Origin of the sequence: Terrirhizobium terrae, from assembly GCF_030323265.1 — a bacterium.
Taxonomy (GTDB): domain Bacteria; phylum Pseudomonadota; class Alphaproteobacteria; order Rhizobiales; family Rhizobiaceae; genus Neorhizobium.
This window is the reverse complement of sequence record NZ_CP104992.1, coordinates 3,947,646-3,960,500: the sequence shown is the minus strand read 5'-3', so window position 1 is coordinate 3,960,500 and position 12,855 is coordinate 3,947,646. Positions and strand designations below refer to the sequence as shown.

Sequence of the window (12,855 nt, the reverse complement as noted above, 5' to 3'; positions counted from 1 at the left end):
GAATGAAGCAGGTGAATGGGGATAAGCTGCTGGCCTCGCTCGGGGATGGGGTCAAGGAACTGCGCGGCCGTCTGACGCCGGATGCGCCGATGGATCGCGTCACGTGGTTCCAGGCCGGCGGTCTGGCCGAACTGATGTTCCAGCCGCATGACATCGACGATCTGGTGACATTTTTGAAATTGCTGCCGGAAGAGGTGCCGCTGACGGTGGTCGGCGTGGGTTCGAACCTTTTGGTGCGCGATGGCGGCATCCCGGGCGTCGTCGTGCGTCTTTCCGCCAAAGGGTTCGGTCAGGTGGATCTGATCGGCGACAACCGCATCCGTGCGGGCGCCATCTGCCCGGACAAGCATATTGCGGCCATGGCGATGGACAACGGGATCGGCGGGTTCGCCTTCTATTACGGCATTCCCGGCTCGATCGGCGGTGCGCTGCGGATGAACGCGGGTGCCAATGGCGGCGAGACGGCGGAGCGGCTGGTCGAGGTGCATGCCGTCGATCGCCAGGGCAACCAGCATGTGCTGAGCAAGGCCGACATGGGCTACAGCTACCGCCATTCGTCGGCGGCCAAGGATCTGATCTTCACCCACGCTGTCTTCGAGGGCTATCCGGAAGACAGGGCGAAGATCCGTGCCGATATGGACGCCGTGCGCCAGCATCGCGAGACGGTGCAGCCGGTGAAGGAAAAGACCGGCGGTTCGACCTTCAAGAACCCGCCCGGCCATTCCGCCTGGAAGGTGATCGACGATGCAGGTTGCCGCGGCCTGATGAACGGCGGCGCGCAGATGTCGTCGCTTCACTGCAACTTCATGATCAATATCGGCCATGCGACCGGCTACGATCTCGAATATCTCGGCGAGATGGTGCGCCAGCGCGTATTCGAGGATTCGGGCGTCAAGCTGGAATGGGAGATCAAGCGGCTCGGTATATTCATGCCGGGACGGGAAGTGAAGCCGTTCCAGGGGGCGACTACGGAGTGATGAGCGAAGCCGAATTTTCCAGAGAGGATCGAATTCGGCTTGTTCTGATCAATAACGAGCGGCGAAAGCTTCTGGCTGGCGCTCTCGATCGTTTGTCGACCGCTTTCATCGCTGTGGGCGTTCTCGGGCAGGTTCTTTCTCTCAGTCCATCCTCTGCTAGCCTGAATTCGGCGACGATCATGCTGGGTTGGATTTTTGGCGCTGTCATACTACATTGGATGGCACAACGCGTCCTTGGAGGACTGAAGGCATGAGCTCGCAGGAATTCTTTTGGTACGTATTCCCGTGGATCGTTTCCGCGTTTGGCGGTGCGTGGCTCGTCTACGACTATTATAAAAATCCCCACCATCGCTGATGGCGTCAGTTTGGGGTTGAACATAAAAAAAGCCCGCGAGGCCAATGGCTTCGCGGGCTTTTCTTATGACTTGATTCCGGCTGGGATCAGACCTCGTCCTTGCCCGACAGGAAGATGCAGGCGAGTGTGACGAGGGCGGCTACGAAGAGGTAGTAGCCGACATAGGTCATGCCGTAATTCGCCTGCAGGTAGGTGGCGATGTAAGGGGCCAGCGACGCGCCGAAGATACCGGCGAAGTTGAAGGTGATCGACGAGCCCGTGTAACGCACGGAGGTCGGGAACAGGGCGGCAAGCGCCGTGCCGATCAGGCCGTAGGTCATGCCCATCAGCACCATGGCGAGCACCACGAACAGGAAGATCATGCCTTCGCCGTTGGTCATCAGGTAGGGAAGGAAGAAGGAGAATGCGGCGATCAGCGCGGTCGTGACGATCAGCATTTCCCGGCGGCCGTATTTTTCGGCCAGCTTGCCGATGACCACGATGAAGATGCCGAAGACGACGGAGCCGAGGAGCTGCACTTCCAGCGCATCCAGGAACGGCATCTTCAGGACCTTGACGTTGTAGGACAGAAGATAGGCCGAGCCGATGTAGAACAGCACGAATGTGGCGAGCGCCACGAAGGTGCCGAGCACGAGGCTGCGCTTGTGCTTGCGGAACAGTTCGGCAACCGGAACTTCGACGCGCTCATGGCTGTCGATGGCCTTCTGGAAGGCCGGGGTTTCGGTGATCGAGAGGCGGACCCAGAGGCCGATGGCGATCAGCGCGATCGAGGCGATGAACGGCACGCGCCATCCCCAGGAGAGAAGAGCTTCCTGGGACATGAAGTGCAGGAGTATCCAGAAGACGCCGGAGGAGAGGAACAGGCCGAGCGGTGCGCCGAGCTGCGGGAACATGCCGTACCAGCTCTTCTTGCCCGGAGGTGCGTTCTCGGTTGCCAGCAGAACCGCGCCGCCCCATTCGCCGCCGAGGCCGAAGCCCTGGCCGAAACGGCAAAGCGCCAGAAGCAGCGGTGCGAGAACGCCGATCTGCTCATAGGTCGGCAGGAGGCCGATCACGACCGTGGAAATACCCATGGTCAGAAGGGCTGCGACGAGCGTCGTCTTACGGCCGATACGGTCACCGTAGTGGCCGAACACGATGGCACCGAGCGGACGGGCGAAGAAGGCGATAGAGAAGGTCGCGAAAGAAGCCAGAAGCGCGCTTGTCGGATCCGAACCCGGGAAGAACAGGGTCGGGAACACCAGGACGGCTGCGGTGGCGTAAACGTAGAAATCGAAGAATTCGATCGTCGTGCCGACCACGCTGGCCGTCAGGACTTGTGCAGGCGAGTTCGTTGCAACAGGCGCTAACGGCTCAGCAGACGGCGAAGCGGACTGCGTCGCGTTTGTCATACTGATTCCAATTCAGAAAATGAGTGTCCAATAGGCTCTTGGGAGGGCCGCGTCGGGCAGTATCGTAATTTTATGGCCGCGAAAACCCTGTTTCGGGTAACAAATGCAAAATAATCGACGATTTCGCAGAATCAAAGAATCGGCGAGTCGGACAACAGATTCTGCCGGCGCCTACGCTTAATCAGTCTTCTTGATAAATGACGTTAACCATTTCGCGACGAAAATTATCGTTTTAAGTCAGTGCTTTGGCTTGTCTCGTTAAGCAAAGTAAACGATTTGTTAACCATTTTGCTGCACCAATAGCGAACAGGTTTTGAAGGAGTCGCAGGGCGCAAGGTTGGCGCAAGTGCGATCACCCAGAGTAGGACTATTTTTCAAGGAGTGGTGGATGAGTGGCAAGCACGTGGCTGTTTTGATGGGAGGATTTTCTTCCGAGCGGCCTGTCAGCCTGTCGTCCGGTACGGCGTGCGCTGAGGCGCTGGAAGGCGAAGGCTATCGCGTGACCCGTGTGGATGTGGGTCGTGATGTTGCTGCCGTTCTTTCAGATCTGCGCCCAGACGTTGCCTTCAATGCACTTCACGGACCGTTTGGTGAAGACGGCACCATTCAGGGTGTCCTCGAATATCTCGAAATTCCCTACACGCATTCCGGCGTACTGGCGTCTGCGCTTGCCATGGACAAGGGCCAGGCGAAGCACGTCGCCAAGGCTGCCGGCATTCCTGTGGCCGAGGCTTTGGTCATGGATCGCCACGAGTTCAAGTCTGTTCATCCGATGCCGGCGCCATATGTGGTGAAGCCGGTCAAGGAGGGCTCGTCCTTTGGCGTCGTCATCGTCGGCGAAGACCAGTCGCATCCGCCGCAGATCATCACGTCTTCCGAATGGCGCTACGGCGATCAGGTGATGGTCGAGCGTTATATCCACGGTCGCGAATTGACCTGCGGTGTGATGGCCGGCAAGGCGCTTGGGGTGACCGAGGTCATTCCGACGGGGCCCGGCTTCTACGACTACGATGCCAAGTACGCGGCGGGTGGCTCCAGGCATGTCATCCCGGCACAGATTTCACCGAATATTTACCAAAAAATACAAGAATTGGCGGTCAAGGCGCACGACGCGATCGGCTGCCGTGGCGTGAGTCGCTCGGATTTCCGTTTTGACGACCGCTTCTCGGAAGACGGCGAACTCATCTGGCTGGAGGTCAATACCCAGCCTGGAATGACGCCAACGTCGCTCGTGCCCGAAATGGCGGTTCACGCAGGATATTCCTTCGGTGAGCTGGTTCGCTGGATGGTGGAGGACGCGTCGTGTCTGCGTTGATCGGGAAAATCACGGGTGGCTCTGATCGCCGTTCCGGCGCCGCTATCGGCGATGAACGCCGCGTTCTGCCACGCCCCCTGCGACGGGTCGTCCGCTTCGCGGTCAGCCTCGCGACAGGCCGTATCGATATTCCGCGCCATACCGGTACCTTTGCGACCTTCGGCTTCTTTGCCGCCGTCGGTCTCTACGGCATGTCGCTCGGCGGTCATGGTCATGAGGTTGCCCAGGCGACGACGGCTGCCGTCGGTTTTGCGATCGAGGACGTTCGCGTCTCCGGCAACGACCAGACGTCGGAAATCGACATCCTGCAGCTGCTTGGTCTCGACGGCACGACGTCGCTCGTCGCCCTCGACGTGGATGCCGCCCGCCGCAAGCTCTCGGAACTGCCGTGGGTCGAATATGCGGAAGTGCGCAAGGTCTACCCGCGCACGATCGAGGTCATGCTGAAGGAGCGCGCCGCTTTCGCGATCTGGCAGCACGGCTCGGAGCTTTCGCTGATCGAGAAGAACGGTTCGGTGATCGCGCCGCTGAAGGACAACAAGTTCGCCTCGCTGCCGCTTTTCGTCGGACGTGATGCGGAGAAGACGGCGGCACAGCTTGCCGAAGAGATGAACGGCTGGCCTGAACTGGCGAGCCGGGTTCGTGCCTATGTGCGGGTGTCAAGCCGCCGCTGGGACCTGCATCTCGACAACGGCATCGTCCTGAAGCTGCCGGAAGAAGGAATTTCCAAGGCGCTGGCGCTCGTCGCTCGCCTGGAAAAAGAAGAGCGCGTTCTGGAGCGGGATATCGCCGCCGTGGACCTGCGCCTCAACGACAGAACCACGATCCAGCTGACCAGCGCTGCTGCAGAGCGGCGCCAGGAAGCAGTCGAAGAGCGGACCAAGGCATTGAAGAAGGCAGGGCAGTCGTGAGCGTATTTGGTTCCTCCCATTTCGGTTTGCCGCGGATGAAGCCGCTTTCGTCCAAGCGCAGCCACGTCGTCTCGGTGCTCGACATCGGCTCGACGAAGGTCGTCTGCATGATCGCCCGCCTGACCCCGCGTCAGGAAAGCCAGATCCTGCCGGGCCGCACGCACCATATCGAGATCATCGGCATCGGCCACCAGCGTTCGCGCGGCGTGAAATCCGGTGTCATCGCCGATCTCGACGCAGCGGAAAGCGTCGTACGCCTCGCCGTCGATGCGGCCGAGCGCATGGCTGGCCTCACCGTCGACAGCCTGATCGTCAACGTTTCCGCGGGCCGCCTTGCCAGCGACGTCTATACCGCGACCATCGATCTCGGTGGCCAGGAAGTCGAAACCACGGACCTGCGCCGCGTTCTCGTCGCCGCCAGCCAGCAGTCGCAGCGCCAGGATCGTGCGATCCTGCATTCACTGCCGACGGGCTTCTCGCTCGATGGCGAGCGCGGCATCCGCGACCCGCTGTCCATGTATGGTGACGAACTCGGCGTCGACATGCATGTCGTCACCTCGGAGCGCGTGACGCTGAAGAACCTCGAGCTTTGCGTCAACCGTGCGCATCTCTCGGTCGAAGGCATCGTTGCCACGCCCTACGCAAGCGGCCTTGCGGCCCTGGTCGACGACGAAGTCGAACTCGGCTGTGCTGCGATCGACATGGGTGGCGGCACCACGACGATCTCCGTCTTCTGCGAAGGCAAGCTCGTTCATACGGACGCGATCAGCCTCGGCGGCCATCACGTCACCACCGACCTTGCACGCGGCCTATCCACCCGCATCGAAGATGCAGAGCGGATGAAGGTGGTTCACGGTTCGGCTCTGGCCAACGGCGCCGACGAGCGCGACGTGATCTCGGTTCCGCCGATCGGCGAAGACGATCGCGACCAGCCGACCCAGGTGCCGCGTTCGCTCATTACCCGGATCGTCAGCGCCCGCATCGAGGAGACGCTCGAACTGATCCGTGACCGCATCCAGCGCTCGGGTTTCAGCCCGATCGTCGGCAAGCGGGTCGTGCTCACCGGCGGCGCAAGCCAGCTGACGGGCCTGCCGGAAACCGCGCGGCGCATCCTCGCCCGCAACGTACAGAATCGGGCGCCCGATGGGCGTCTCGGGTCTGCCGACCGCTGCCAAGGGGCCGGCTTTCTCCACTGCTGTCGGCCTGATCATCTACCCGCAGGTCGCGGACATGGAGACACACGCTTCCCAGGGCGGCCTGATCGCCTCCCTCGGCAATGGAAACGGCAGGCTGGCCCGCGTTGGCCAGTGGCTCAAAGAGAGTTTTTGACGGGGAGTCAGCCCTCCCTTGTCAGAGTGACATAGAAATGAATTTGGCCAGCTCGGCGATGCGGCCAGGAGAAGAAGGAAAGGTACAATGACGATCAAGCTCGCAAAGCCTGATATTACCGAGCTGAAGCCTCGGATCACCGTATTTGGCGTCGGCGGTGGCGGCGGTAACGCTGTCAACAACATGATCACGGCCGGTCTCGAAGGCGTCGATTTCGTCGTTGCCAATACCGATGCCCAGGCACTGACCATGACCAAGTCCTCGCGCATCATCCAGATGGGCGTGCAGGTCACCGAGGGTCTCGGCGCCGGTTCGCAGCCGGAAGTCGGCCGCGCGGCCGCTGAAGAGTGCCTCGATGAAATCATCGACCATCTGAACGGCACGCATATGTGCTTCGTCACCGCCGGCATGGGCGGCGGCACCGGCACGGGTGCAGCTCCCGTCGTTGCACAGGCAGCCCGCAACAAGGGCATCCTGACGGTCGGCGTCGTTACCAAGCCGTTCCACTTCGAAGGCGCGCGTCGCATGCGTCTCGCCGAACAGGGCATCGAGGAACTGCAGAAGTCGGTCGACACCCTCATCGTTATCCCGAACCAGAACCTGTTCCGTATCGCCAATGACAAGACGACCTTCGCGGACGCCTTCGCCATGGCCGACCAGGTTCTCTACTCGGGTGTTGCCTGCATCACCGACCTGATGGTCAAGGAAGGCCTGATCAACCTCGACTTCGCCGACGTTCGCTCGGTGATGCGCGAGATGGGCCGTGCGATGATGGGTACCGGCGAAGCGTCCGGCCAGGGCCGCGCTATGCAGGCTGCCGAAGCTGCAATTGCCAACCCGCTGCTCGACGAAACCTCGATGAAGGGCGCCCAGGGCCTGCTGATCTCCATCACCGGCGGTCGCGACCTGACCCTGTTCGAAGTCGACGAAGCTGCGACCCGCATCCGCGAAGAAGTCGATCCGGACGCCAACATCATCCTCGGCGCGACCTTCGACGAAGCGCTCGAAGGCCTGATCCGCGTGTCCGTCGTTGCCACCGGCATCGACCGCGCTCACGGTGAAGTCGACCTGCGTGCCGCTGAAATGCGCGCTGCCCAGAAGCCGATTATCCGTCCTTCGGCGGCCGTTGCTCCGGCTCCGGCCGCACAGCAGCCTGCGATAATGCAGGCCCCCAGGCAGCTCAGGCTGCCAAGCCGGTCGATCCGATCGCAGACACCATCCGCCAGGCCGAAGCCGAAATGGAACAGGTTCTTGCAATCCCGACGCCTGCTCCGCAGCCGGTCGCCCCGCAGCCGCAGGACGATTTCCGCCCGCAGAGCCGTCTCTTCGCAGCCGCTCCGACCGAAGCTCCGGCTCCGGTCATGGCTCGTCCGGCCCAGCCTGCTCCGCAGCCGGCACCGGTTCAGCACCAGCCCGCTCCGGCGCCGGTCATGAGCCAGCCTGCACCGCGGCTCGCCCAGCCGGCTTACCAGGAGCCGGTCATGGAACCGGTCCGCATGCCGAAGGTCGAAGACTTTCCGCCGGTCGTGAAGGCCGAGATGGAACATCGCACGCAGCCGGTACAGCACGTACAGGAAGAGCGTGGTCCGATGGGTCTCCTGAAGCGGATCACCAACTCGCTTGGTCGCCGTGAGGAAGAAGAGCATGTCCAGGCTGACATGACTTCGTCCGCCCCGGCTCCGCAGCAGCGTCGTCCGCTGTCTCCGGAAGCGAGCCTCTATGCTCCGCGTCGCGGCAATCTCGACGATCACGGCCGCGCCGTTCCGCAGTCGCATCACGAAGACGACCAGCTGGAAATTCCGGCCTTCCTGCGCCGCCAGTCGAACTAAGTTAACGGCCGACAACAAAGTTGAAAGGGCCCGGATCATCCGATCCGGGCCCTTATTCGTTTGTTATGTACGCGTATATGAGCGGCGGCCTAAAATGTAGTTTTCCAGCAGTGGCTTAGCGGCCAGAGCAGGGGCGCATGCAATGGTACGCAAAGAATGTCGTGGAACCGTAACAATCCGAAACGAACAGTGATTTGGAAAGCGACCGGTCGGTGCGTATTTAGAACGCTGAGAGTGCTGGAACATTTGATTCATATCCCTCCAGCTAAGACTACGGATCCGCAGGATGCGGAGACGACGATAAGAAGAAGGCATATGTAATGACTATTGGATTGCTCGGGTTTCAGGCAACGATCGCTGCTCCGGTTACGTTGAGCGGCATCGGCGTGCATTCTGGAGCTCCGGTCTCCATCACGTTCCAGCCGGCTGAAGCCGGCACGGGCATCGTTTTCAGCCGCAACCTCGAAGACGGCACGTCGGTCGAATACCGCGCCGTTTCCTCGCAGGTCGGCCCGACGGATCTCTGCACGGTTCTCGGCGTCTCGCCGGCCAAGTGGGTCGCGACGATCGAGCACGTCATGGCGGCGCTCTATGCGATGGGCATCGACAATGTCGTCGTCGAAGTCGACGGTGCCGAAATGCCGATCATGGACGGCAGCTCCTATCCTTTCATCGAGGCGATCGAACAGGTCGGCATCGTCAACCTCGGCATCAAGCGCCGTTACATCCGCGTCGTGAAGCCGGTGCGAGATCGATTCCGGTGCGTCCTGGTCGGAGTTCCGCCCGTATGACGGCACGCGATCTCGAAGTCGAGATCGATTTCGCCTCTTCGCTGATCGGCCGCCAGAGCTGGAAGGGTGACCTGACGGCCGCGACCTTCAAGAGCGAGCTTTCCCGCGCCCGTACCTTCGGCTTCATGCGTGACGTCGAGCGTCTCTGGGCCGCAGGTTATGCGCTCGGTTCCTCGCTGGAAAATTCGGTCGTCATCTCGGATGACGAAACTGTCGTCAACGTCGAAGGCCTGCGCTACGCCAAGGACGAGTTCGTCCGTCACAAGACGCTCGATGCCGTCGGCGATCTGGCGCTTGCCGGTGCGCAGTTCATCGGCTGCTACCGCTCCTATCGCGGCGGTCACAAGATGAATGCCAACGCGCTGAAGGCTCTTTTGAGCGATCCGACGGCCTACGAAGTCGTCGAGGCTCCGACCTCGGTCGGGACACGCGTGCGGGCCGGCGAATTCGTTCCGGTCAGCATTGCAGAATACGCCCCCTGGGCCGGTTGAGTATTATTACCTCCGTCTGACTGGCCGCTTCGAAAGAAGCGGCCTTTTTCTTTGATTTGAGGCAATTAGGCGCAGTCCTTGCCACAAAAATGCATTAATGCCGAACCATTGCGTTGCCCTTACCTTGCTTTTATGGCTAGTACGCCGCGGGGCATGGAAGATTTACGCGGGGACGAGCAGGGACTATCGGATGGCTGATGGAAAGTCTGTAGGAATGCGTAGCTTGACGAGGGCCGGTCTATTGTCGCTTGCTCTCATCGGTATCGGTTTTGGTGTGACGGCATGCCAGTCCGACAAGGACATCGATATCACCAAGCTCGGCTTCGAGAGCAGAATCACCTGAAATGCTCTATAATCAGGGTCTCGCCAACATGAAGGCGGGCAACATGGTTGAAGCCAGCCGCAAGTTCGACAGCATCGAGCGCCAGAACCCGTTCACCGAATGGGGCCGCAAGGCCCTGGTGATGAGCACTTTCGCCAAATACCGGATGGGCCGCAACGATGATGCGATCGCGACCGGCAACCGCTACCTGAACCAGTATCCGCGCAGCCAGGATCTCGGCTTACGTGCAGTATCTGGTGGGGCTGAGCTATTCCAAGCAGGTCGCCGACGTGACCCAGGACCAGAAGGCTGCCCGCAATACGATCGATGCGATGACCAAGGTGGTCAACGACTATCCCGATCTCGGAATATGTCGAGGACGCGCAGGCCAAGATCCGTTTCGCCCGAGACCAGCTTGCCGGCAAGGAAATGCAGATCGGCCGCTATTATCTCGAGCGCAAGGAATATCTTGCCGCCATCCAGCGCTTCCGTACCGTCGTCGAGCAGTATTCCAACACCAACCAGGTCGAGGAAGCGCTGGCGCGCCTGACGGAAACCTATTACCGCATGGGCATTGTGGAAGAGGCGCAGACCGCTGCTGCGGTTCTCGGTCGCAATTATCCCGACAGCCAGTGGTATGACGATTCCTACAAGCTCCTGCAGTCGAGCGGCGTCGAGCCGCGCGAGAACAAGGGCTCGTGGATTTCCCGCGCCGGGGCCAAGCTGATCGGCGCCTGATTAATGCAATTTATCTGCCTGACTTGATGGGCGAGGCCGCATGCTGATCCAGCTTTCGATCCGCGATATCGTTCTGATCGAGAAGCTGGACCTTGCCTTCGAGGCGGGCCTTTCCGTGCTGACCGGCGAGACGGGTGCGGGCAAATCGATCCTTCTCGACAGCCTTTCGCTTGCGCTCGGCGGCCGCGGTGATGGCGGCCTGGTGCGTCATGGCGAGGACAAGGGGCAGGTGACGGCCGTGTTCGATGTGCCGATGAGCCATGCGGCCCGCAAGCTTCTGCGCGACAACGGTATCGACGACGACGGCGACCTGATCTTCCGGCGCATCCAGTCCGCAGATGGGCGTACGCGCGCTTCCATCAATGACCAGCCGGTGAGCGTGCAGCTGATGCGCCAGGCGGGGCAGGTGCTGGTCGAGATCCACGGGCAGCACGACGACCGCGCGCTGATCGATACCGATGCCCACCGCACGCTGCTCGATGCCTTTGCCGGCCTCGGCGACGAGGTGCTTCAGGTGAGCGGGCTCTACAAGTCCTGGCGGGATGCCGATCGGACGCTCAAGACCCACCGCGCCAAGGTGGAGGCCGCTGCCCGCGAGGCGGATTACATCCGCGCTTCGGTCGAAGAACTCGAAGCCCTTTCGCCGCGTGATGGCGAAGAGGACGAGCTCGCCGAACAGCGCTCGAAGATGCAGAAGTCGGAGCGGATAGCCGGTGATATTTCTGAGGCCTCCGAGTTTCTCAACGGCAATGCCTCGCCCGTGCCGCTGATCGCTTCGATGGTGCGCCGGCTGGAGCGCAAGAGCCACGAGGCGCCGGGCCTGCTGGAAGAGACCGTCGAACTGCTGGATCAGGCGCTGAACCATCTATCGAATGCGCAGATGGAAGTGGAAGCGGCGCTACGACGCACCGAGTTCGATCCGCGCGAACTGGAACGCGTCGAGGAGCGACTGTTTGCGCTCCGCGCTGCCGGTCGCAAATATTCGGTTGCCGTCGTCGACCTGCCGGCGCTGGCCGAGAAGATGGTCGCGGATCTCGCTGATCTCGATGCGGGCGAGGAGCGGCTTGCCGAGCTTGAAAAGATCGCCGCTGCGGCGAAGGATGAATTCGATCGTGCTGCGGCGGCTCTCTCCGAAAAGCGCAAAGTCGGCGCTGAAGCACTGGCTGCAGCCGTCATGGCCGAGCTTCCGGCGCTGAAGCTGGAGCGTGCCCGCTTCATGGTCGATGTCACGGCCGATCCTGATTCTGCGGCTGCCGGGGGTATCGATACGGTCGAGTTCCACGTCCAGACCAATCCGGGCACGCGTCCCGGGCCGATCATGAAGGTCGCGTCGGGCGGCGAACTGTCCCGCTTTCTGCTGGCGCTCAAGGTGGCGCTAGCCGATCGCGGTTCGGCTCCGACGCTGGTGTTCGACGAAATCGATACGGGCGTTGGTGGTGCGGTGGCCGATGCGATCGGTCAGCGGCTGAAGCGCCTGTCTGCCAATGTGCAGGTTCTCTCCGTCACCCATGCGCCGCAGGTTGCGGCCCGTGCGGCGACGCATCTGTTGATCTCCAAGGGGCCGGCGAGCGACGGTTCGGAGAAGATCGCCACGCGGGTTGCGACCATGGAGCCCGAACACCGGGCCGAAGAGATTGCCCGCATGCTGTCGGGTGCTTCCGTCACCGACGAGGCGAGGGCGGCTGCGGCAGCATTGTTGTCGGGTAACGGCTGACCAGCCGCATCCCGGGCGGTTTCTCTACTCAGCGGCCTGCGGTAATCTAGCCGGTCCTGCCATACGACGCAGAACCTCATCCTTCCAGACGAAACGATGGATCAGCACCATGGCGATGTGGCCGGCAATCATGGCGAGCAGCGTCCAGGCGAGCGCGCCGTGGAGCAGGTTGGCGGGTGCCACCATCCATTCCACCCGCTCGTTGCCGCGCGGCACGAGCTGGAAGCCGAAAAGGGCGAGACCCCATTCGGAACCGGTGGCGCGCAGGAGTGCCAACGCTGGTATCGCCAGCATCAGCAGATAGAGAAGGGCATGGCCGGCGCGGGCGGCAAGGCCCAAGGCACCCTGTTCATGGGGCGGCCGGTTTCTGAGATTGTAGAAGCCCCAGAGCGCTCTCAGCGCCGCAAGCATGAGGATCGTGGCTCCGAGTTCGCCGTGGGTCATGTTGAGCAGGTCGGTGAGTGCCGATCGTCCGAACAGCCGGTTGATGACGATCCCGGAGAACTGCCAACAGATGATGAAGGCCATGCTCCAGTGGAAGATGCGTGTGACGAGGCCGTAGCGCAGTCCGTTGTCTCTCCAGCGATGCGCCATGCTGTAGCTCTCCTTGCACGTCTTCTGAACCTGAGTGGTTGGTGCAGGTATTACGATGGGGTGCTGTGTCACGTCCAGCGGGTGTCGGCACCGTTTCA

General features: G+C 61.6%; 7 protein-coding genes and 4 pseudogenes. 9 read left to right on the top strand and 2 right to left on the bottom strand.

Annotation, left to right across the window (positions count from 1 at the left end):
• The first annotated feature begins 2 nt into the window (after positions 1-2).
• Together murB and N7E02_RS27580 are read left to right on the top strand one after the other, a co-directional pair.
• A complete protein-coding gene (gene murB / locus N7E02_RS27585) occupies positions 3-977 on the top strand; it encodes a UDP-N-acetylmuramate dehydrogenase (protein ID WP_286581029.1) in 975 nt (324 codons plus the stop codon).
• Positions 977-1,231, top strand: a complete 255-nt coding sequence (locus N7E02_RS27580; RefSeq protein WP_286581026.1) for a hypothetical protein — start codon at positions 977-979, stop codon at positions 1,229-1,231. The genes murB and N7E02_RS27580 overlap by 1 nt, the downstream gene beginning before the upstream one ends.
• Positions 1,232-1,418: 187 nt before the next feature.
• Here N7E02_RS27580 and N7E02_RS27575 read toward each other — a convergent pair whose 3' ends face one another.
• Positions 1,419-2,723: an MFS transporter gene (locus tag N7E02_RS27575; protein ID WP_286581024.1), complete on the bottom strand. Its 1,305-nt coding sequence runs from the start codon at positions 2,721-2,723 to the stop codon at positions 1,419-1,421.
• A 388-nt stretch (positions 2,724-3,111) separates the two neighbouring features.
• Here N7E02_RS27575 and N7E02_RS27570 point away from each other — a divergent pair, with 388 nt between their 5' ends.
• From N7E02_RS27570 to recN, 7 genes and pseudogenes are all read left to right on the top strand, one after another.
• On the top strand, positions 3,112-4,038 hold the full coding sequence (locus N7E02_RS27570; protein ID WP_286581022.1) for a D-alanine--D-alanine ligase: 927 nt from the start codon (positions 3,112-3,114) through the stop codon (positions 4,036-4,038).
• A complete protein-coding gene (locus tag N7E02_RS27565; protein ID WP_286584063.1) occupies positions 4,035-4,949 on the top strand; it encodes a cell division protein FtsQ/DivIB in 915 nt (304 codons plus the stop codon). The genes N7E02_RS27570 and N7E02_RS27565 overlap by 4 nt, the downstream gene beginning before the upstream one ends.
• Positions 4,946-6,278: pseudogene (gene ftsA / locus N7E02_RS27560) on the top strand (cell division protein FtsA). Before N7E02_RS27565 ends, ftsA begins: the two are co-directional and overlap by 4 nt.
• A gap of 87 nt (positions 6,279-6,365) precedes the next feature.
• A pseudogene (gene ftsZ / locus N7E02_RS27555) lies at positions 6,366-8,107 on the top strand (cell division protein FtsZ).
• A 320-nt stretch (positions 8,108-8,427) separates the two neighbouring features.
• A pseudogene (lpxC, locus tag N7E02_RS27550) lies at positions 8,428-9,389 on the top strand (UDP-3-O-acyl-N-acetylglucosamine deacetylase).
• Between the two features lie 214 nt (positions 9,390-9,603).
• Positions 9,604-10,449: pseudogene (locus tag N7E02_RS27545) on the top strand (outer membrane protein assembly factor BamD).
• Between the two features lie 40 nt (positions 10,450-10,489).
• On the top strand, positions 10,490-12,163 hold the full coding sequence (recN, locus tag N7E02_RS27540) for a DNA repair protein RecN (RefSeq protein ID WP_286581021.1): 1,674 nt from the start codon (positions 10,490-10,492) through the stop codon (positions 12,161-12,163).
• 24 nt (positions 12,164-12,187) lie between these two features.
• On the opposite strand, the gene N7E02_RS27535 is transcribed toward recN, so the two are convergent.
• Positions 12,188-12,757 (bottom strand): cytochrome b, encoded by a 570-nt coding sequence (locus N7E02_RS27535; protein ID WP_286581018.1) that lies wholly within the window; start codon positions 12,755-12,757, stop codon positions 12,188-12,190.
• Between the last annotated feature and the right edge of the window lie 98 nt (positions 12,758-12,855).